The sequence below is a fragment of the Halosimplex yunnanense genome, assembly GCF_054504345.1.
Genome location: NZ_JBTJEL010000031.1, coordinates 176,469 through 196,224 on the forward strand (window position 1 = coordinate 176,469; position 19,756 = coordinate 196,224).

The window sequence follows — 19,756 nt, forward strand, 5'->3', positions numbered from 1 at the left end:
GCTTTACCGCGGTAATACAGCTCAGTGGGGCATCTCGTCCCAGTCCAGCGGGATCTCGTCGGTGTCCGGAGGCAGGCGCTCCTCGTCGGGGTCGTCGTAGTCGTAGAGATTCGTGGGGAAGTTGATCAGCGTGGCCTGCTCGTCGCCGACGACCTTGAACCCGTGCCAGCACGCCCCCGGGATGCGGACCATTCGCTGGTCGTGCTCGCCGATGACGAACGTGTCGAGTTCCCCCTGCGTCTGCGAGTCCTCGCGGTCGTCGTAGATCCCGACCTTGATGCGACCGCTCGGGCAGACGAAGTGGTCGACCTGCCCGCGCGTGTGGCGGTGCCACGCGCGGACGACGCCCGGATAGGAAAGCGAGTAGTAACTCATCGCCGGTTCCGGATCGTACTCCTCCCAGTCCTCCCTGAACACCTCGACGAGGTGGCCGCGTTCGTCGGCGTTGACCTGTAGCTCCCGCGTCTGGACGCCGTCTATCATACGCGTGTGACCACTCGTCCCAGATTCTTAACGTTCCGTGTGGTCGAGGCTCGGGCCCCGTCGTGGCCCCGTCCTCATTCCACGACCGCGACCTCGTCGCCGACGGCGACGGACTCGCCGCGGTCGCGTTCGGGAACTCGGGTGATGACCATCAGCGTGTAGTAGTGGTCGAAGGCGTCCCAGTCGGCCCACTCGGGGAACGTCTCCTCGCGCTTCCGGACGAACTGGTCGCGGAACTCCGGGATCGGCTCGCCGCTGTCCGGGTCGCGCTGCGGGACGACGCAGCGTCCGCACGGCGTCACCCCCTCGAATCGGACGCCGTCGACCGCGAACGCGGGCGCGTCCTCGCCGACGAAGCGGTCTTCCCAGAACGCCGGCACGCCGGAGATCTCGACGTTCGCGCGCAGCCGGCGGCGCGCCCCCTCGACGGTCATCTCGTCGAACCACGAGGCGACCTCCTCGAGCGTCCCCGTGCTGACGACCGACGGGCCCATCTCCCTCCGGTCGACGTACCCGAGCGAGTCGTCCCGGCGAAGTTCCAGATTCACGTCGAAGAAGTCGCTGAGCCACGCTTCGGCGCGCTCGCTGTCGGCGTCGAGGTCGAACGTCCGGCGGTCGCCATCGGGCGTCTCGACGACGAGCTCGCCCGACTGCGTGTCGAAGTCGGTCGACAGATCGTGGACCCGGTCGGTCCGCTTGCCGTTGAGAACCTCCCCCTCGTCGTCGAACAGTGCGAACTCGCGGTCGTAGCGGAGCGTCCCGCCGTCGAGGATTTCGGTCGCTTCGAGGTCGATGCCGTCTAACCCTTTCACCGGGAACACCCTGAGTCGTTCGAGACTGGCCATCACCAGGGGATCGAACCCCGGTCCCAATAGCGATTCGTTCGAACGCGATCGGTCTCGGATCGGAACGCGCCCAGCACCCCTGTCCGAACGTCCACATTCGCCCAGGGATCGTCCAGAAGTTCGAACGGCGCGGCGATCTCGGTCGATCGAGCGCGCCGCGAACGCGCACTCTAGATATAATAATTCTGTTATCTGTTTCGAATAGTAATTTAGATTATAAACAACGTCACATTACCCTGATGGTCGAAACGCTGTCCACAGGGGAGTCGATCTGGGTGCACCGAGGGTCGGCCCGGTGCGTTCGTTACCGGGCGAACGTCCCGATCACCCAGAGCCGCTTGGAGAACTGCTCGCGGTCGCTTCCGATGCCGTTCGCGAGCGCCGTGAACTCGTCCGTCCCGTTTCTGACGGTGTTGATCCCCTCGATCGGTTCGGCTTCGAGAAGCACGTCTTCGGTCCATCCGTCGCCCGAACGCGTGAACAGCGAGTAATTCGACGCGGCGTCCTCGCCGTCGGCAGTTGCGGTGAGGAGGTGCGCCTCCAGCTTGCCGTCGTCGGTCCGCCTGAGATGGGAATGATTGCTCGCCGTGTAGGCGTCCGGAATGCGTTCGAACGCCCAGCCGTCGTCGTACGTCGCGAGGACGTGCTGAGACTTGCCGTCGGGGATCCCGAAGTTGTCCGTCGACTGGAACAGGATCGAGACGCCATCGTCGTCGACCAGGTGCTTGTACACCCAGCCACTCTCGGTCGTCCACTCGCCGTTTGCCACGCGCAGCGCGCCGGTACCGTGGTCCTCCCAGGTGATCGTCGATCCGTACTCGTTGTCGGCGAGGTCGTAGAGCGTGCCGTCTTCGGGGTCGAAGTACGCGTGGAAGCCGCCGCGTCGCGGCCCGTCGTGGCCGCGCGGCGGCTGGGACTCCGCGTCGCCCGTGGCGACCGTCCACGTGATGTGTAGTTTTCCGTCGTGTTCGTCGAAGTCCTCGACGTACGCGTCCGATTCCGGCATCCCCCGGGCGCCCCGCGTATCGATCACCGGGCCGAGATCCTCCCACGACTCGCCGCCGTCGGTGCTCCGGAGTATCGTCGCGAACTGGTGTGCCGGATAGGTGATCTCCGCGCCCTGTTCCGGGTCCGATCCGTGGGCGTTCGGTTCCGTACCTGTCCGGTAGAGAAGATATATATCGTTCTGGTAATTTAGTGGGAACGTGTAGGTACCTCCCGGCACGGACAGCAGCGCGCGGTCGGTCTCCCAGTACTCCGAGGCGAGGATCTCGCCGTCGGCGTCCGCGACCGGCTGCCCCATCGACTGCCACTCGCTCACGTCGTAGGGGGCCTCGCTTTTCGCGTACGAGAGCGGGTCGTTGTGGACGCCGTAGAACACGTGCAGGTAGCCGTCGTCGTCGATCGCCAGCGCGGGAGCCCCGTGGGTGTCGTCGTCGGGGATCGGGTTGTCGCCGATCCGCACTTCGGGCCCGAACTCACCGGTCTCGTGGTCGTAAGACGTCGCGAAGGGGTCGGCGCTCTCGCCCCGGAAAACGACGAACGTCGTGTCTACCGCCGGCGCGTAGACCGCCTGCGGGTTCTGCTTGTCGTGAGCGCTCTTCCGGCCGACGTTCTCCGAGATCACGCGGGCTTCGGTGGCTGGACTCTCCGCTGCCGGGAGGTCGGACTCTGTGGTCACGGCTTCGAATGCGACGCTCCGCTATATGAAGATTGTGAACGCCCACGGAGACTCGATCGCTTCCCGTCCGGTCGCCCGATAGCCCGACCGCGAGACCACGAACGGGCTTCCACAAGCACCGCACTCAACTACAATCGGTGAGAGGGAGATACGCCATCTATGGAGAAGAGCCGCTCGTTGCCCACTGTAGAGCCGACGGGGGCTGCCGGCGCAGCCGAACGACTCGAACGACCCCGACGATTACAGCCCTATGTATGGAATATATTCCTCGGGATAGGTATGGCCCGCCCCCGTCATTCGAGGATCTTCCCGGGGTCGCAGAGAGCCCCGTCGTTACCGGATCGAGCGAGAGCGCCGGACAGCTTCAGGCCAGCATCTCCGCCGAACGGCCGACGAAACGACTCCAAACGGTCGAAGTGTCACCGGCCGTTGAATTGCCGCTCCCTACCGTGATTCACCGGAGGCGACGGGAGCGCCGTGTCGGAGCGAACCCGCGAACCCATGCCGTAGTGCTCGAAGACATCGCCGGTTCGAGGCCCGCGACAGCGGCAGACGTATTCTATTTAGATCCGCTCAGAAATACCGACCTTCCGGCCCATTCACCGGGTTTCACGGGCGGGACGAACAGTCAGTACCGGGGGTCCACCGGTGATGGAGCACAATTGTTCACGATCGGAGCGTCTGGACGCAAAATCGACCGCTTGCTGGGAACGCAGTTACGACGAGGTCACGAACTCCATCCGGTCCCAGAGCGGCTCGTTCGTCGCGACGACGTCGCCGCTGAAGAGTTCTTCCTCGGTCGAGTTGCCGTCGAAATCGGTGACGACGCCGCCGGCTTCCTCGACGATGAGCGTCCCCGCGGCGACGTCCCACGACCCCAGGTTGCGGTGCAGGAACCCGTCGAAGGTCCCGTCGGCCGCGTAGCAGAGCTGCAGGGCCGCCGAGCCGTATCGCCGGACGCCAAGCGTCTCCTCGATGAGGAACTCGAAGGCAGTCCGCAGCGTCGGGTCGTTCACGTCTTTCCGCGAGAAGCCGATGCCGAACAGCGACCGGTCCAGTTCGGTTTCGGGTGACACCGAGATCGGCTCGCCGTCCCGGTAGGCGCCTTCGTCGGCGACTGCCGTGTAGGTCGTGTCCGAATTCGGATGGTGGACGATCCCGACCTTCCGGACGCCGTCGACGACGTAGGCGAGCGAGATAGCGGAGTGGGGCAGGCCGTAGACGAAGTCCGTCGTCCCGTCGATCGGATCGATGTACCAGACGGATTCCGAATCCCCGTGGGAGCCCTCTTCCTCGCCGACGAACGCGTGTGTGGGAAACTCCGCGGAGAGGCGGTCCTTGAGTCGCTGTTCGATCCGGACATCGACCTCCGTGACGAGCTGCTGCGGCGATTTCAACTCCGCGCCGTTCCACTCGCGTTGCTGGTGGATCTCGGCTGCGTTTTCGACCGCCTCCAGTCCGACTCGTAACGGCGTATTCGCTCTCACGAGATGTTCCATGTTGGATTGGGCACCGCCTGACGGCCCGCTACGAAAAGATGTTTCTTTACCTTTTTGTTTTATACCTGTTAGGAACACACAGGATCGATGGAAGTCGGGGCTGCACAGTGGTGTGAGTTACTCTCTCACGATACCACGATGCTACCCACTACTATATGAAATCTTTAGATAACATTATAATGGAGTGCAATATCGATTCCCACATGCCCTCAAAGGGCGGCGACTCAACGGGTGCACAGATCACGGATTATCACACGCGACGGAAGATCCTCCAGGGTGTGGCAGGCGGGAGCGCAGCGCTCCTGGCCGGTTGCAGTAGCGGCGGCGAGACCGACACGAGCGGTGGCGACGGCAACGGCGGGACAAACGGCGACGGCGGCGGTGGCGGAAACGGTGGGACCGACGGCGACGAAAACGAGATCGTGTACAAGGGCTTCATGGGCCCGATCGAGCCGGGAGCGAACGCCCACATGAACGCGCCGTGGGGCCCGGCCGGTGCGATCACCCAGCACTGCTGTCGGTGGGGCGTCCACCTGTTCGACGGCGTCGTCGGCAAGCTGTTCGGCGCTCAGGAGACGTTCCCCATCATGGCCGAGGACTGGGGCGAAGAGGACGGGACGGTCTACGTCGAACTCGACGACGACTGGCAGTGGCACAACGGGGACCCGGTCACGACGGAGAGCATCGGCATCGCCTACGACATCAACTGGGCGATCAACGAACACACCGGCGAGCCCAACGTCGACGCGCAGTTCTACGAGGACTACGAGATCGTCGACGACCAGCGCGTCGAGTTCACGCTCCGCGACCGCTATCAGGACGGCGTCCTCAAGACGTTCCTCGTGGACGCGACGCTCGACCTCGACAGCCACTTCGCGTACCACCCGGACACCTGGAACGAGTGGCGCGAACGGGCCGTCAACACCGAGCCGGGAACCGACGAGTTCGACCAGTTCCTCACGGACCTGAGCGAGTTCACCCCGACCGAACAGGCCGGCGAGAAGTACCTCGGCTTCGGCCCCTTCGAGTTCGAGAGCCTCGGCGAATCCAGCCTCGAACTGACGAAGTTCGAGGACCACCCGCGGGCCGACTGCATCAACATCGACCGCATCCGCTACGAGTTCATCGAGGACCAGTCCGTCGCGCAGTCGGCTTGGCTGGAGGGCAAACTGGACAACTGGGAGTACCCCATGGAGTCCGGCCTCGCCCAGCAGGCACCCGACGTCGAGAAATACAAGCGCGAGACCCGCTGGCAGATCCACGCCTTCAACGTGAACGGGTCCGGCGACCGCCCGCGGCGGCCGTCGAACTACCGCCGCGTCCGCCACGCCATCGCGAAGGCGCTCGATTTCAGCCTCATCGTCCAGAACATGGGACCCGGCTTCGAGGAGTTCCCGATCCCCCAGAGCCACCTCTCGGTCGAGAACGTCGAGAACGGCGTCCACGGCGACCTCTCGAGCTGGACGGACCACGGCCCGCAGGAGACGGACCTCGCCGTCGAACTGATCAACGCGACCGACGACTTCGCCTACGAGGACGGGCAGGTCTACGACGACGTCGAAGGCACCCAGGCGCACCTTGACCTGATGGTCTCCGAGGGCGACTGGGTACCGAGCTTCGAGACGATGGAGGACCAGCTGAGCGAGTTCGGCTTCGACGTCACGCTGGAGATCGTCGACAGCGCCGTCTACGACGAGCGCCGCCACTCCGGCGACTACGACATCTATCCCGACTCGACCGGGACGACCAAGCCCTCGATGGAACGCTGGCGACTCGGGCGGATGGGCCCGAACTCCTCGTACCAGGAGCGGTGGGACCACCCGGGCGAGTGGGAAGTGCCCCAGCCCGTCGGCGAGCCGAACCTCCTCGCGGACGACGACGAACTCGCGACCGTCGACGTCTACGACAAGATGGAAGGCATCCTCGCGATGCCCGAGGAAGAGGCGTTCCAGGTGACGACCGAACTCGGCTGGGCGTGGAACCAGTACCTCCCCGCGTTTATCCCCTACCTGAAGGTCTCCTCGCAGGGCGTCAGGAGCCCCCCGTGGGAGCTGTCGACCACCGATAGCAAGTGGATCAACGACCTCCCGAGTCACTCGTTCCACCAGCTCGTCCAGCACGGGATCCTCCGCCACCAGGACGGCCCCGGCGGCGAGGCCTGTCTCCCCGAGTTCGACGACGTCACCATCGGTAACTAAGCCGACGGTCGCTCCCCCGCTTTTCTTCGCTCCCGTTTTCGGCGCGGATCCCACCGGCAGACGCCTTCGGCGCCCGATCTATCGATACCCCCGTTCGCGGAGCGGCTGGAAATCCCGCATCGGCGGGTCGTCGGGCAACTTCCCCTCGGTGTAGACCAGTTTGCGGGCCTCGACGTACTCGTCGTCCAGCGGGAGCCGTTCGAGGTCGGCGATGGTCCGCTCGACGTCGTAGTCGACCGCTCTGAGATCGATGTCGCCGTCCTCGACGACCGCGTAGCACGCGAGGACCTGGCCGAGCCGATGCTGCCCGACGCTTCCGGGGTTGACGAACCGCGTCCCGTCGACGGTCGTCTCGAACTGGACGTGGGAGTGGCCGAACAGGACGACGTCCTCGTCGTACCGGGCGGCGAGTTCGCGGTAGACCGCTGGGTCCGTGTCGGGCCAGGCGCGTCGGTTCCAGTCGAGGTCGTCGCGGTCGAAGGCGAAGTCACCGTGATGGAGTCGGGCCGTCCCGGCGTCAGTGGACACGCGGCGCTCGTCCCCGAAGTCCGCGAGCGCCCGGCGGTTCCCCTCGGACAGCCGTGCGCTGGTCCAGCGTTCGACGTCGCGCGAGTCGGGTGGTGGGAGCTCCGGTGGCGTGTCGAGTACCGACCGATCGTGGTTCCCCGAGAGGAACTCGCCGGAGAGGCCCGAGAGCGTCGAAAGCACCGCGTCCGGATGCGGGCCGGCACCGACGGCGTCACCCAGGAAGTAGACCGCGTCCCAGTCGGACTCCCGGTCGAGTATCGCTTCGAGCGCGGGGAGATTCGCGTGGATATCGGCGAGTACGAGGGAGGTCACACTCGCCGCTGGGACCGTCCGCGGTAAATATCCACCCCAACCTACGGGCCGCGGTCTGGTACCGGTCGGCCGATTCCAGCAGGAACGACGTCGTCAAATCGCGGACGGGGCGAAATCGAGAGAGGTTGACGGTGTGTGCGGGCTACCCGGGGGCCACGACTCGTGCAGATCCGACCCCGTCGTGGGCCCTATGTACCGCTCCATAGCCCAATACACCGCTCCCCATACGATTACACGATTATGACTGTAATCTCTATGTAGCGCTCGGTAGGTCTATGCCACCCGGGTTACGTACCGGGACGGCCGATATCCCCCTCCTGACGGGCCGTTCGACGCCGTTCCGTTCGCTGGTACAGAAGATTTAAGCGAGATGCGAGAGCACTGCCGGCAGACAATGTTTCCGAGCAGGAGCGGCGATCGTCGGCAGACTCGGGTTCGTACCGGAACCGCGGGTCCGGCTAGGACCCGTCACGACTCCTCCGTCGACGACGGCGAATCACGGCTGATCGCCCCGTCCGGTGGGGCACTCGCCAGCGACCACGAGAGAGATGTCTGAGACAGTTCACGCACGCGAGGTGGACGGCGACGACACCGTCTTCGAGCTCCGGGACGTGACCGTCCGGTTCGGGACCGACCGGGGTGACTCGCGGGTCCTCGACGAGGTGAGTATCGACCTCGAACGGACGGAGATCTTCGGCGTCGTCGGCGAGTCGGGGTCTGGCAAGTCGATGTTCGCTTCCTCGCTGCTGGACGCGGTCGTCGAACCGGGCGTCCTCACCGGCGACATCACGTACTACGCCCGCGACGGCAGACCCGTCGACGTCCTCGACCTGTCGAAGAAAGAGCGCAATCGGTACCGGTGGGAGCAGGTCTCGATGGTGTTCCAGGGGGCGATGAGCTCGTTCAATCCGGTTCGGCGGATACGGACCCACTTCGTCGAGACGCTCTCCGCCCACGACTATCCGGTCGAGGCGGGCATGGAGCGGGCCCGCGAACTCATCGCCGACCTGTATCTGGACCCCGACCGGGTGCTGGACGCCTACCCGCACGAGCTGTCGGGCGGGATGCGCCAGCGGATCCTCATCGCCCTGAGCCTGCTGCTCGAACCCGAAGTGCTCGTCATGGACGAGCCGACCGCGGCGCTCGATCTCCTGATGCAGCGCTCTATCATCTCGCTCATCGAGGAGATCAAGGAGAAACACGACCTGACGATCGTCTTCATCACGCACGACCTCTCGCTGGTCGCGAACCTCGCCGACCGGCTGGCCGTGCTCTACGCCTTCGAGTTCGTCGAGGTCGGCCCCGCCGACCGGATCCTCCGCAACGCGACGCATCCGTACACCCGCGCGCTGCTCAACTCGACACCCAACCTGGACACGCACGTCGACGAGATGGAGCCGATCGAGGGGTCGGCACCCGACCCGGTCAACATCCCCGAGGGCTGCTCGTATCACCCGCGATGCCCGCTGGCCGACGACCGCTGTCTCGAGGACAACCCCCCGGCCTACCACGCGGAGGAGGACCACGACGTCCACTGCCACTACTGGGAGGACGTGCCCTCGACGATCCCGCTGGGCTGGAAGGAACGCGGGAGCGACGACGCCGTCACTGATCTGGACAGCGGCCGCTCGACCGATCGCCAGTCCGACGACCCGGTGGTGACGCTTGACGACGTCGAAGTGCACTTCGAACAGCAAAAGGGGAGCAAGCTGAACCCGTTCTCGGACGTGAGCACCGTGAAGGCCGTCGATGGCGTCGACCTCGAAGTATACGAGAACGACGTCGTCGTGCTTGTCGGAGAGAGCGGGTCGGGCAAGACCACGCTCGGGAAGACGGCGATCGGGGTGCAGGAGCCGACGAGCGGCACCGTCGAGTACCGGGGCCAGGACATCTGGCAGGCGCGGCGCCGGCTGGGGGACATTGACATCCCGTTCGAGGACATCCGCAAAGCGCTCCAGGTGATCCACCAGGACCCGGGGAGCTCGCTGAACGAGATGCGCCGGGTGAAGACCATCCTCGAAGACCCGCTCAAGCGCTGGTACCCCAATCTCGGCGCGGAGCGGCGGCGGGAACTGATCTCGCGGATGCTGGAACGGGTGGGAATGGAACCTACCGAGGAGTACAGCAAGCGGTACCCGCCGCAGCTCTCCGGCGGGGAGAAACAGCGGGTCGCGCTGATCCGGGCGATGCTGGTCAACCCGGAGCTCATCCTCGCCGACGAGCCGGTGAGCGCCCTCGACGTCTCGCTGCGCGTGGAGATGATGGATCTCATGGTCGAACTGCAGGACCTGTTCGACACGTCGTTCCTGTTCGTCTCCCACGACCTCTCGAACGCCCGCTACGTCGCCAAGCAGATGGACGGCCGGATCGCGATCATGTACCTCGGGGAGATCGTGGAGATCGGGACCCCCGACGAGATCATCCACGACCCGGACCACCCCTACACGAAGGCGCTGCGCTGGGCGACGACGAATCTGGACCCCGACGAGCGTGACGACGGGGAGACGCCGATCCGGAGCATCGACATCCCGGAGTCGACCGACCCGCCGCGGGGCTGCCGATACCACACCCGCTGCTCGGAGGTCATCCAGCCCGACGACTACACGTTCGACCAATCGGTGTGGAACGCGGTCATGGGGCTGAAAGAGGCCGTCGAGCGGGACGATTTCGACGACGAGGGCACGCGGGACCGACTGTTCGGTCCGGAGACCGACCCGGAAACCCTCTCGCAGTCGGCGTTCGCTGCGACGGTCCGGGACCACTTCGGGATCCCCGACTCGCTCGACGACGCCGACGCCGATCGGATCGTCGCGACCGCGCTCGAACTGGTCCACGAGGGCGACGTCACCGACGCGCAAGCGCTTCTCGACGACGAGTTCCCGACGATCTGTCAGCAGCGTTCACCCCAGTCGCTCCTCGACGACCGGAGCGACGCCCCGGAGTCGGCGGCTGACGGATCGGCGCCCCACCGCGACGTCGCGTGTTTCCGCCACTCGGAGCGGCATTCCGGGACGGACGCGCTGGACGACGCCCGTTCTCAGTAGTCCGCCTACCCCGTTCCGAGCGGCGGCCTTCTGGCTCGGGACGGCAACAGCGAACCGTCGCGGATCGAGCCGCGCCGGCGATGGGATTTCCGGGGGATGGTCTGCCCGTGAGATCCCCGGGCACCGCCTCCCGGACTCGCCGCTATGTCAGGATACATCCACAACATTGATGCCATATGCGTCTGGACGTTTCGGCAATGAGGTGGATTACACAGCGGATACTGCAGGCGTTGATCACGGTCTGGACGGTGGTCTCGCTCTCGTTCGTCCTCGTCCGCGTGATGCCGGGCGGGCCGGTGAACACGCTGCGAGTGCAACTGCAACGGGAGGGACTGTCGGACCGGCAGATCGCGCGGCGGGTCGAACAGTTCCTGAACTCCCAGCCCGACCGGCCGATCTACATCGATTACTTCCACTACATGGGGAACACGCTGACCGGCGACCTCGGCGAGTCGATGTGGAACAACCAGCCAGTCGCCGAGATAATCGCCCAGACGGCTCCCTGGACGGTCTTCGTGCTGAGCTGGGCGACCTTCCTGAGCTTCTTCGTCGGCGTCGTCCTGGGGGCGCTCATGGCCTACTACGAGGGCGGCAAACTGGACGTCGGCCTGACGTCGTACGCGATGGTCGCCGGCTCCGTCCCGTACTACATCTTCGCCATCTACCTCATCCTCTTCCTCGCGGTCAAGTGGGGCTGGTTTCCCTACACCGGCCGGCAGTACTCCAACGTCGCCCCCGGGTTTCACTGGGAGTTCATGAAGGGAGTGATACACCACGCGGCCTTACCGACGCTCTCGCTGATACTCTCGGGCAGTCTCGCCTCGCTGTCGATGCGCGGCAACAGCATCCGCGTCCTCGGCGAGGACTACCTGCGCGTCGCCCGCCTTCGGGGGCTCTCCGACACGACGATCGCCGTCCAGTACGTCGCCCGCAACGCGATCCTGCCGCTGTACACCGGGTTCGTCATCTCGCTCGGCTCGATGGTCGGCGGCTCCGTCATCCTCGAGACGCTGTTCACCTATCGGGGCATGGGACTCATCATGGTGAACTCGATCGACCAGCGGGACATCCCGCTGATGATGGGGGTCTTCACCGTGATCACGGTCTGCGTCGTGCTCGCGCTGCTGGTCGCCGACTTCACGTATTCCAAGATCGACCCGCGAACGGGGGGTGAGCAGCGTGACGCCTTCTGAGCGGCGAGACGGCGAGACGTCCGAAACTGCCGGGATCGCCGAACCCGGCGAGGTCGCCGAGACCGACGGAGGGACTGCAGAGGCCTCGCCGTTCGAGATCCTCATGCAGACTGGTGACGATCAGGACCGAAAACCCCGGAGTTCGCGTCTCAGGGAGGCGTTCGTCCAGTACGTCTACGGCCCGCTGTCGATCATGGTCCACGACTGGCGCGCCGTAGTGGGACTCCTGATCGTGGCGTTCTACGTCGGCGTCGCCATCCTCGGACCGATCTTCGTCGATCCGACGGGGACGAACGACGGGAAACGCTTCCTCAAGCCGCTCCAGACCATGGCCCACCCGCTGGGGACGGACAACCTCGGCCGCGACCTGCTCGCGCTCCACGTCTACGCGACCAAGCCGATACTCCAGATGATGGCCGCCGGCGGGCTGTTCACCGTCTCGATGGGGACGCTCTTCGGGACCGTCTCGGGCTACAAGGGCGGTACCGTCGACGTCGTCCTCAACACCATCACGGACGTCTTCATCAATATCCCGGGGCTGCCGCTGGTCATCGTCCTCGCGGCGATCATCCAGCCCGAGAACCCGTACGTGCTCGGACTGCTCCTCACGGTGGCCGCGTGGGCCGGCCTCGCCCGCGCGATCAGGTCGCAGGTGCTGAGCATCCGGACGGAGGCGTTCACCGAAGCCTCGCGGACGATCGGGGTGCCCCAGCAGAAGATAATCGTCCGGGACGTCCTCCCGCACCTGCTCCCGTACATCACCGTGAACCTCGTCCAGGCGATGCGCAACGTCCTGTTCGGCGCAGTCGGGCTCTACTTCATCGGCGTCCTGCCGATCACCGACCCGAACTGGGGGACCATCCTGAACACCGCCTACTCGAACAACGCTCACCTCCGCCCCGACGTCATCCACTGGTTGCTGATCCCGACGGCGGTCATCGTCGTCCTGTCGATGGGCATGATCCTCCTCGCCCAGTCGCTCGACCGCGTGTTCAACCCCCGCGTCCGGGCCAAGCACATCCAGCAGGTCGACGACTCACCCGAAGACGGCGTCGAAGAAGTCGAGAACACCGACACCTGGGTCTGACTCGGAGAGCGACTATCGCTGTCGCGAGGGGTCCCGTCGCTGCTTTGCCTCGAACAGTCGCGCGCTGCAGTCCGCACACTCGATCGCGATCACGTCGATCGACCGGCAACACGACTCGACGACCTCCTGGCCAGCGGTCGGCTGACCACCGCAGGACGGACACGTCTCCAGAAAGACTCTGAGTCGCTGGAGTACCGTACTCCGCTGGCGGACGGTCAGCGCCGACCACCCACAGCCGCGCGATCGGAGTTCGTTCGCCGCCGCGACGTCGGCCACGAACGCCGCGTACGACTCCCACCTGCCGATGAGGTCGCCGTCGTGGAAGGCGACGAACGCGTCGCCGTGTTCGTCGTACGACAGCGCGTCGGCGTCCACGCCGAGGACGGTCGCCAGTTCCTCCCGCGGCGTGTCGTCGTCCTGCAGTGCTCGGATGCGAGTCCACCACGCGTCGCGGAACCCGTCCGTGAGACAGATGTCGTCCGCACGATCACAGTCGGTCACTGCGCCGGCCCGCCGCAGGATGGCCTCGACGTCGATATCCCCGCCCCCGGTCGTCGGCGGATCCGGGGCCTTGCCGTCGAAGAACTGCAGCAGCCACTCCGGGGCGTACCGTTCGGTCAGCACCGGCGTTCTCGGGACGAGGTAGCCCCTGAGATAGATCGCGGCGACGAAGACAGCGAAGCCCGCAACGCCGACAATGGCGGCCGGGGCTGGGGCGAGCCACCGCATACTGACGAGAGCGACCCCGGCGCTCAGGGCGACCGCAACGGTCAGGTTCACGGCGGTACAGAGGTCACAGCGATTCTCGCCGGTGTACTCGGGCCGACGGAGTCGGTCCACTGCCTGTCGGAGATCGACTGCCATCGCGAGACAGTATCGGCGACTGGCACAAAAACGTATGCCACAGCGTCAGTCGTCGACCCGGCACGCTGGAATCACTCGCCGGGCGGTTTCGCCGGCAGGGACCGCCGTTCCGTCGAGATACCTGATGGTTCAGCGCCGCTGGAAAACATTTATGCTCTCGGGTCGAGCATCCCCGACAATGGGTCTCTGGCAGCAGTTCGTCCGGTTCGCACTGACGAGTTCCGTCCTCTTCCTGCTGATCCTCGGCTTCTCCTTTTCCAAGCTGGATTTCCAGACGACGGCGGGGCAGGAGGCGCTGGTCGTGGGCGTGATGGCGCTGGTGCCGGCCGCGTTGACCGTGCTCGGGACGCTAGTCGTCATCCGGCTCGACTGGAACCCCTTCGGGGCCTGACGGTTGCGTAATGTATTTATAATTGGTCTCCATGGTCGGAGATATGGTCATCCGCCTGCTTACTGACTCGGAGGACTACCTGGAGCGCAAGTCCGCGGTGGGCCGAATGTACGAGCCGGGGGTGATCGTCGCGCTGGTGGCGCTGAGTTTCAGCCTCCACCCGATCGCGTTCTCCTACGCGCTCGGGCCCCAAGAGAGCGAGTGGGTCCTCGACCTCCTGACGGTGCTTTGGATCGGTCACCTCCTCTGGGGGTTGGCGCTGTGGGGCATCTTCACCCTCGTGCTGTACGTCTTGTCGAGTTTGATCGGTGGAAAGCCGCTCATCGGGCATCTCACACGGGTCGTCGGCTGGGGAATGGCTCCGCTGATCCCGGCCTCGCTCGTCTGGGCCGGGGGCAAGTACCTCGTCTACCGGGACATGGCGCTCTCGGAACCCCCGTACCCGGGCATCGAACACGGGAGCGCGGTGTTCAACGAGTTCACGGCGCAGGCGGCCGGCGACCCGATCCTGATCGGGACCACGATCCTCGGCTGTCTGTTCGTCCTCGCCACCGGCTATCTCTGGGCGGCGGGCCTCGTGACGGCGAGCGACATCAGCCGACGGGACGGACTCGTCGTCTCCGGGATCACCGTGGGCGTCTACGTCCTCTGGAAGATCGTCGCGGTCGTCTGAGCGACTGTCGAGGCGTCACCTGTCCCATCGCTGCCGAAAGCTACATTACCTAGTCGGCAGAGATTCGAGACGACTGACGGCACACAGCATGAGGACTGAGCAACCGACGGCACGACGACGGCTAGGGAACGCCTTCGCGAACATCTGGGGGAGATCATCGCTCAGAATCGTCTGCTGCGGGATGGCGCTCGTACTGGCGGGGTACGTCATGCGGACCGGCGTGTGGGCGGGGCTGTTGCCCATCTGGGGCGGGGCGCTGATCGCGGTCGGCCTGTCCGCGTTTTTCGTCACCTGGTACACGTACCGGTGAGATCCCGACGGGAGAACCCGTTGGAACGTCTCCCCGCGATTCACGTCCCTGTACAGCGCGCCGGTACCGCCGGACGCCGAATGGGTCGCGCACCCGCGATCAAAAGATGAGTGTGGGTAGAGCCGGTCGGTCGAGTTCGGCCGGCGTGTTCTCTCGACCCGCTGCGATCGGGTTCGGACGAGTCCGCTCAGTTCGACGTGACGGACAGCGACAGATCCAGTCCCACGTGGTCGGTGAGGTAGTTCGGCTCTTCCTCGTCGTCGTCGACGTAGAACTGCGCCGGCGGTGCCAGTTCGCGCCAGAACACGCGGCGTCGGACGTCCTCGACGACGAGGTCCATGGCGTGGGAAGACTGTGACTCCTCGATGAACACGTAATCGATGCGCTCGCCCGCGTCGTCGTTCGGGCAGTACGCCGGCGGCGCGTCGGCCGGGTCGAAGTCGCAGCCGTCGAAGATCGCGTTGTCCTCGGTCCCGCCGTGGCCGGTGCCGTGTTCCTCCCACACGTCGTAGAGGCCGGCGTCGGCCGTGAAACTCGTGAGGGCGTCGTAGGCCCCGTCGCCGGGAGCGACGTTGATGTCGCCGGCGACGACGGTGACGGCCTCCGCACTTGACTGTTCGTCGACGAAATCGCCCATCTCCTCGATCTGCTGTTCGCGCAGGGCCGGGATGTCCTCGTCGCCGCTGTCGGCCCACGGGAGCAGCGATCCGGTGACCAGATGCGTCGTGAACAGGTCGATCTTGCCGGGCCCGAGGTCGATCTCGGCGTAATTCACGCCCTTGCCGACGTGAGCGTCGACGTAGGTGAAATTCCCCGAGGGCTCCGCCTCGTATTCGAGCGTCGCCTGGTCGGTCACGGTCGGCCCCGAGACGAGGTCGAACAGGCCCGCGCCCTTCTCGCCGCCGTCCGCTTCGGGACCGGAGACGGTCTCTCCGGAGTCCACTGCGTCGAGATAGTTGGTCTCGACGAGATCCTGCTCCTCGTCGAACACCTCGGCCAGGCCGACGATGTCGTAGCCGTCCTCGCCGAGGCGCTGGCCGAGTTCCTTCGCTCGCTGTTCGTACTGCGGCTTCCCCGCGATGTCGACGGGAATCCCCAGCACGCCCTCCGTCCCGTTCGAGAGCCAGGAGTTCACCCACAGGAAACGATACGATTCCGAGGCGGCCCGAGCGGGGGCGGCGAGCCCCGTCGTGCCGATCGTCCCGCCGCTGAGCGCGACCGCGCTCGCTTTCAGTGCAGTGCGTCTGCTGGCCGTGATGCTGTCGGTTCGGTCGGTCATAGCGACCACCGGACAGTCGAACCCCGCCCTAAACAGCCCTTATATGATAATTTTGTTGATATACGTATCGAACAGATAGATCGGTTCGCGTATCGAGGCGAATTATCGGCCGTCACGTTCGCTCGCGGTTCCTCAGGTGGAGCGATCAGGTCCGGACGAGAGCTATAGAGTCGAACAGAGACTTCATAGCAATCTAAAACCCGCCGTCGAAGCGAGGCGAGGTATGGGGACTCACCCACAGCTCTGGACGGCGGTCCGGGCCGCGCGGCGGGCTGGGGAAGCGCTCACGTCGTACGCGCCGACGGCCGACGAATCCGGGGAGCGGCCGGACGCGACGACCGAAAGCGATCGCGTCGCGGAACGGGCCATCTTGCAGGTGATCGAGGAGGCGTACCCGGAACACAACGTCGTCTCCGAGGAGAGCTCGCCAGTCTACACGACGAAACCGCGGTGGATCATCGACCCGCTGGACGGGACGGCGAACTTCGTCAACGGCGTCCCGCACTACGCGGTGTCGATCGCCTTCGAAGGCACCGGCACTGCGGACGTCGGTGTCGTCTACCACGTTCCGACAGAGACGATGTACACGGCCGTCGAGGGCCACGGCGCCTTCGCCGACGGCCAACCGCTGTCGCTCTCGGAGACATCCGAACTCTCGAAGGCCCTCGTGGTCACCGGATTCGACGCCGCGTCCGTCCGCGACCGCGACTTCCAGACGTTCCGCTCGCTCGTCACGATGACGCAGGGCGTCCGGCGGTTCGGATCGGCCGCCAGCGAGCTGGCGATGGTCGCGTCCGGGCGGTTCGACGCCTTCTTCGAGCGAATGCTGTCCGTCTGGGACACGACCGCCGGGGCGTTGCTCGTCGAAGAGGCCGGTGGCGAAGTGACCCGCATCGAACTGTTCACCGAGGGCAACGACGAGGTGATCCTCGCCTCCAACTCGCAGATCCACCAGGAACTCGTCGTCCTCTTCTCTTCCAGTACCAGCCCGCAGTGAATCGATTGGGGTGTTTCGACGTCCCGGTCAGCGAGCGGGGATAGCATCGGCACCTCGGTCACTGGGTCGGGAAATCGGCCACCAAGGAATACTTAAAATCTGTCAGGATTCAGTTTTTGTACTATTTCTTATCTATCTGTGCCGGGGCTGGCTTTCTGATCGCGGCGACAGCTATCGGTCCGCTCGTCGTACGACACTCTCCTGAATCCGGCCCGATGACTCCGAATCCATCGGTTAGCCACTCGGGTCACACTCGCCGAGCTCGATACTGTGTGGACAGTCAGACCGGAATCCGCGGGCACGCGACGACCCGGCTACCCCGCCGTGAGAACTCCTGAACGGAGAGAGAGAGAGAGAGAGACACTGGGCGAGGTCGGGCGAACAGTAGCGCCGGGCGAGGCTACCGCGTCAGGGTCGATCACTCACTGCAGAGATCTGTGTTTCTCAAGAGATGTCTCTAGAACTTCGTTGTGAGTCACGAACTGTCGCGGCTCTCGGTCACGCAAGCCCACCTCGACAGAGAGACCGAGACGATCACGCCCCCGGTCGTCGACCCGGCGAAAACAGAACTACCCCGCTACGTCAGGAACTCCCGATATCCGCATAGAGCCCGGTGGATACCGTCGCCCTATCGACGGCCCGCGCTCGCGAACGGTGATTCGGTCTGCGCGCTCGTGACGTCGACCGCGATGCCGGACTCCTCGTCGACGGACAGCGTCACGTCCTCGACGCTGCAGGCGTACGTACTGACGTGGCTGCCCGACCGCCGGATGCGCGTTCGCTCTTCGAGGAGGTCGGCGTCGACGAGCATGTCGACCTTGCGGTAGGCGGTCGACTGGGCGATCTCCTGGGCCTCGCAGATCTCCGAGACAGTCAGCGCGTCGTCGCTGGTCGCCTCCAGGATCGCCCGGCAGTCGGCGTCGTGGAGCGCTTCGAGGACGCTCTCGATGGCTCCCTCGTCCGTCAGGGACGTCGCCTCGCCGCTGTGCCCTCGAACGCTCCCACCGGCCGCAAACTGTGATTGGCTCATATCTCTACGTATGCGAGGATTCCCGAGGTAGGTTCACCCCCTCTATCAGGGGCAGTTTAAGTAGGGGCAAGTGTTTCTGTCGCGATCGGGCGATGGAGTCGGGCTACCCCCGGATCCGATCAGGATCCCCGTTCGAGGACGTCTTCGATGAGCTTCGACTGGGCTGCGAGGAGGTGTTCGGTGACGGTCGAGGGCGTGACGCCGAGTTCCTCGGCGATCTCCGTGGCGTTGGCGCCGCCCGAGCGCTCGAAGTAGCCCATCTCGAAGGCCGTCCGGAGGACTTCCAGCTGTCGATCGGTGAGTTTCCCGCGGTCGACGAACACCGGATCGCCGACCGCGCCCTCGGTCGGCGCACGGACGAGTCGCTGGATGTCGACTTCCGGGAACTGGTCGCGGAGGTCGCCGACGATCGTCTGGAGGCGCTCGAAGTCCCCCGCGTGGAAGACGAGTTCGAGGTCGCCCCCCCGCGCGAAGTACCGGTAGACGGGCGTGTCGAACCCACCGAGGCAGGTGCAGGGGCAGTCGGTGTCGTGAGAGATGCGGTAGAGGTGGCGGTCGCCGTAGGCGAACACGGGGTCGGGGTCGTAGTCGTCCGGTACCGCGTCGGCGTCGACGAGGAACTCGGTGGAGGCGCCCTCGGCCTCGGCAGGCGTGACGGTCGTCGCGACGGTGTCGATGACGGCACCGGCGTCGGCAGACAGTTCGGCAATGGGACAGGCTGGCGGGGTCGGGAACGTTACAGTGACGCGGATCCCGGCAGGCATTCGTCGCTCCGTAGTTCGCGTCGCCACTTCAGTCTGCGGAATCGGTCGGACAGAACGCGTCTGGACGGGCGGACGGAGCGAGGGTGTCGCGGGCGGCTCACTCGTCGTCGGGTTCGAGTTCGATGCGGCGGCCGCTGATGTCCGTCGGCCGGAGCACGTACAGCTGGATGTCCAGATCGCCCATGGACTCGCCCCAGATCTCGAACAGCGGGCGTTTCGCGTCGCCGTACTGCTCGACGTGTTCGGGCGTCAGCTCCTCGCGGGGGATGGGATCGAGCACCCCGGTGACGACGGCGCTGCGGTACGTTCGGCCGACGTCGTCGTACACGACGAGGCGGACCTCCGGCGAGCCGGAGAGGAATCTGCTCTTCTCGCTTTCCGGCGTCGAGACGAGACGCATGTAAAACCGCCGCTCGTCGGCGTCGTACCCGTAGGAAATCGGGATCGCGTAGGGGTCGCCGTCGCGAGCGAGCGACAGCACGCCCGTCTCGTGCTGCCCGAGGAGTGCGTCGGTCTCCTCCCGCGTCATCTCCGTCTCTTGTTCCAGACCCATTGTCGGTACCTCAGCTATGTTCGGG

18 protein-coding genes are annotated in these 19,756 nt (G+C 65.3%); 8 read left to right on the forward strand and 10 right to left on the reverse strand.

The window, feature by feature from the left end; all coding sequences use genetic code 11:
• Positions 1 to 21 precede the first annotated feature (21 nt).
• The 4 genes from AB2U09_RS06640 to AB2U09_RS06655 form a co-directional block, all read right to left on the reverse strand.
• Positions 22 to 483, reverse strand: coding sequence for a dTDP-4-dehydrorhamnose 3,5-epimerase family protein (locus AB2U09_RS06640; protein WP_459191917.1), 462 nt, complete (start codon positions 481 to 483; stop codon positions 22 to 24).
• A gap of 74 nt (positions 484 to 557) precedes the next feature.
• The gene (locus AB2U09_RS06645; protein WP_459191918.1) at positions 558 to 1,328 is read right to left on the reverse strand and encodes an MOSC domain-containing protein; all 771 of its coding nucleotides are present in this window, start codon (positions 1,326 to 1,328) and stop codon (positions 558 to 560) included.
• 304 nt (positions 1,329 to 1,632) lie between these two features.
• Entirely contained in the window at positions 1,633 to 3,009 is a 1,377-nt protein-coding gene (locus tag AB2U09_RS06650; protein ID WP_459191919.1) for a BNR-4 repeat-containing protein, read from the reverse strand.
• A 716-nt stretch (positions 3,010 to 3,725) separates the two neighbouring features.
• Positions 3,726 to 4,508 carry an inositol monophosphatase family protein gene (locus AB2U09_RS06655; RefSeq protein ID WP_459191920.1) on the reverse strand — a complete coding sequence of 261 codons (783 nt, stop codon included), beginning with the start codon at positions 4,506 to 4,508 and terminating at the stop codon, positions 3,726 to 3,728.
• Between the two features lie 203 nt (positions 4,509 to 4,711).
• On the opposite strand from AB2U09_RS06655, the gene AB2U09_RS06660 reads away from it, so the two are divergent.
• Positions 4,712 to 6,706 carry an ABC transporter substrate-binding protein gene (locus tag AB2U09_RS06660; RefSeq protein WP_459191921.1) on the forward strand — a complete coding sequence of 665 codons (1,995 nt, stop codon included), beginning with the start codon at positions 4,712 to 4,714 and terminating at the stop codon, positions 6,704 to 6,706.
• 78 nt (positions 6,707 to 6,784) lie between these two features.
• Here AB2U09_RS06660 and AB2U09_RS06665 read toward each other — a convergent pair whose 3' ends face one another.
• Positions 6,785 to 7,546 (reverse strand): metallophosphoesterase family protein, encoded by a 762-nt coding sequence (locus AB2U09_RS06665; protein ID WP_459191922.1) that lies wholly within the window; start codon positions 7,544 to 7,546, stop codon positions 6,785 to 6,787.
• A gap of 548 nt (positions 7,547 to 8,094) precedes the next feature.
• On the opposite strand from AB2U09_RS06665, the gene AB2U09_RS06670 reads away from it, so the two are divergent.
• From AB2U09_RS06670 to AB2U09_RS06680, 3 genes are all read left to right on the forward strand, one after another.
• Entirely contained in the window at positions 8,095 to 10,590 is a 2,496-nt protein-coding gene (locus tag AB2U09_RS06670) for an ABC transporter ATP-binding protein (RefSeq protein WP_459191923.1), read from the forward strand.
• Between the two features lie 197 nt (positions 10,591 to 10,787).
• A complete protein-coding gene (locus AB2U09_RS06675; RefSeq protein WP_459191924.1) occupies positions 10,788 to 11,783 on the forward strand; it encodes an ABC transporter permease in 996 nt (331 codons plus the stop codon).
• Complete coding sequence (locus AB2U09_RS06680) at positions 11,770 to 12,870, forward strand: ABC transporter permease (protein ID WP_459191925.1); 1,101 nt, start codon at positions 11,770 to 11,772, stop codon at positions 12,868 to 12,870. The genes AB2U09_RS06675 and AB2U09_RS06680 overlap by 14 nt, the downstream gene beginning before the upstream one ends.
• A 12-nt stretch (positions 12,871 to 12,882) precedes the next feature.
• Here the strand turns inward: AB2U09_RS06680 and AB2U09_RS06685 are convergent, their stop codons facing one another.
• Positions 12,883 to 13,734: a DUF8054 domain-containing protein gene (locus AB2U09_RS06685; RefSeq protein ID WP_459191926.1), complete on the reverse strand. Its 852-nt coding sequence runs from the start codon at positions 13,732 to 13,734 to the stop codon at positions 12,883 to 12,885.
• A gap of 178 nt (positions 13,735 to 13,912) precedes the next feature.
• Between AB2U09_RS06685 and AB2U09_RS06690 the strand changes: the two genes are divergently transcribed.
• The 3 genes from AB2U09_RS06690 (at position 13,913) to AB2U09_RS06700 (ending at position 15,108) form a co-directional block, all read left to right on the forward strand.
• Positions 13,913 to 14,125, forward strand: a complete 213-nt coding sequence (locus AB2U09_RS06690) for a hypothetical protein (RefSeq protein ID WP_459191927.1) — start codon at positions 13,913 to 13,915, stop codon at positions 14,123 to 14,125.
• A gap of 43 nt (positions 14,126 to 14,168) precedes the next feature.
• Positions 14,169 to 14,798: a YIP1 family protein gene (locus tag AB2U09_RS06695; RefSeq protein WP_459191928.1), complete on the forward strand. Its 630-nt coding sequence runs from the start codon at positions 14,169 to 14,171 to the stop codon at positions 14,796 to 14,798.
• A gap of 181 nt (positions 14,799 to 14,979) precedes the next feature.
• Positions 14,980 to 15,108 (forward strand): hypothetical protein, encoded by a 129-nt coding sequence (locus AB2U09_RS06700; protein ID WP_459191929.1) that lies wholly within the window; start codon positions 14,980 to 14,982, stop codon positions 15,106 to 15,108.
• 187 nt (positions 15,109 to 15,295) lie between these two features.
• On the opposite strand, the gene AB2U09_RS06705 is transcribed toward AB2U09_RS06700, so the two are convergent.
• The gene (locus AB2U09_RS06705; protein ID WP_459191930.1) at positions 15,296 to 16,387 is read right to left on the reverse strand and encodes an endonuclease/exonuclease/phosphatase family protein; all 1,092 of its coding nucleotides are present in this window, start codon (positions 16,385 to 16,387) and stop codon (positions 15,296 to 15,298) included.
• A gap of 223 nt (positions 16,388 to 16,610) precedes the next feature.
• Between AB2U09_RS06705 and AB2U09_RS06710 the strand changes: the two genes are divergently transcribed.
• Positions 16,611 to 17,384 (forward strand): inositol monophosphatase family protein, encoded by a 774-nt coding sequence (locus tag AB2U09_RS06710; protein WP_459191931.1) that lies wholly within the window; start codon positions 16,611 to 16,613, stop codon positions 17,382 to 17,384.
• A 628-nt stretch (positions 17,385 to 18,012) separates the two neighbouring features.
• On the opposite strand, the gene AB2U09_RS06715 is transcribed toward AB2U09_RS06710, so the two are convergent.
• The 3 genes from AB2U09_RS06715 to AB2U09_RS06725 form a co-directional block, all read right to left on the reverse strand.
• Complete coding sequence (locus tag AB2U09_RS06715; RefSeq protein ID WP_459191932.1) at positions 18,013 to 18,414, reverse strand: helix-turn-helix domain-containing protein; 402 nt, start codon at positions 18,412 to 18,414, stop codon at positions 18,013 to 18,015.
• 119 nt (positions 18,415 to 18,533) lie between these two features.
• Entirely contained in the window at positions 18,534 to 19,178 is a 645-nt protein-coding gene (locus tag AB2U09_RS06720) for a helix-turn-helix domain-containing protein (RefSeq protein WP_459191933.1), read from the reverse strand.
• A gap of 97 nt (positions 19,179 to 19,275) precedes the next feature.
• Positions 19,276 to 19,731, reverse strand: a complete 456-nt coding sequence (locus AB2U09_RS06725; protein WP_459191934.1) for a pyridoxamine 5'-phosphate oxidase family protein — start codon at positions 19,729 to 19,731, stop codon at positions 19,276 to 19,278.
• Positions 19,732 to 19,756 lie beyond the last annotated feature (25 nt).

Bases quoted from the DNA above. Each gene is read 5' to 3' on its own strand.
- AB2U09_RS06670 (WP_459191923.1), top strand. From the start codon at position 8,095: ATGTCTGAGACAGTTCACGCACGCGAGGTGGACGGCGACGACACCGTC.
- AB2U09_RS06700 (WP_459191929.1), top strand. From the start codon at position 14,980: ATGGCGCTCGTACTGGCGGGGTACGTCATGCGGACCGGCGTGTGGGCG.
- AB2U09_RS06725 (WP_459191934.1), bottom strand. From the start codon at position 19,731: ATGGGTCTGGAACAAGAGACGGAGATGACGCGGGAGGAGACCGACGCA.
- AB2U09_RS06640 (WP_459191917.1), bottom strand. From the start codon at position 483: ATGATAGACGGCGTCCAGACGCGGGAGCTACAGGTCAACGCCGACGAA.
- AB2U09_RS06690 (WP_459191927.1), top strand. From the start codon at position 13,913: ATGGGTCTCTGGCAGCAGTTCGTCCGGTTCGCACTGACGAGTTCCGTC.
- AB2U09_RS06720 (WP_459191933.1), bottom strand. From the start codon at position 19,178: ATGCCTGCCGGGATCCGCGTCACTGTAACGTTCCCGACCCCGCCAGCC.
- AB2U09_RS06695 (WP_459191928.1), top strand. From the start codon at position 14,169: ATGGTCATCCGCCTGCTTACTGACTCGGAGGACTACCTGGAGCGCAAG.
- AB2U09_RS06705 (WP_459191930.1), bottom strand. From the start codon at position 16,387: ATGACCGACCGAACCGACAGCATCACGGCCAGCAGACGCACTGCACTG.
- AB2U09_RS06660 (WP_459191921.1), top strand. From the start codon at position 4,712: ATGCCCTCAAAGGGCGGCGACTCAACGGGTGCACAGATCACGGATTAT.
- AB2U09_RS06685 (WP_459191926.1), bottom strand. From the start codon at position 13,734: ATGGCAGTCGATCTCCGACAGGCAGTGGACCGACTCCGTCGGCCCGAG.
- AB2U09_RS06715 (WP_459191932.1), bottom strand. From the start codon at position 18,414: ATGAGCCAATCACAGTTTGCGGCCGGTGGGAGCGTTCGAGGGCACAGC.
- AB2U09_RS06675 (WP_459191924.1), top strand. From the start codon at position 10,788: ATGAGGTGGATTACACAGCGGATACTGCAGGCGTTGATCACGGTCTGG.
- AB2U09_RS06655 (WP_459191920.1), bottom strand. From the start codon at position 4,508: ATGGAACATCTCGTGAGAGCGAATACGCCGTTACGAGTCGGACTGGAG.
- AB2U09_RS06710 (WP_459191931.1), top strand. From the start codon at position 16,611: ATGGGGACTCACCCACAGCTCTGGACGGCGGTCCGGGCCGCGCGGCGG.
- AB2U09_RS06645 (WP_459191918.1), bottom strand. From the start codon at position 1,328: ATGGCCAGTCTCGAACGACTCAGGGTGTTCCCGGTGAAAGGGTTAGAC.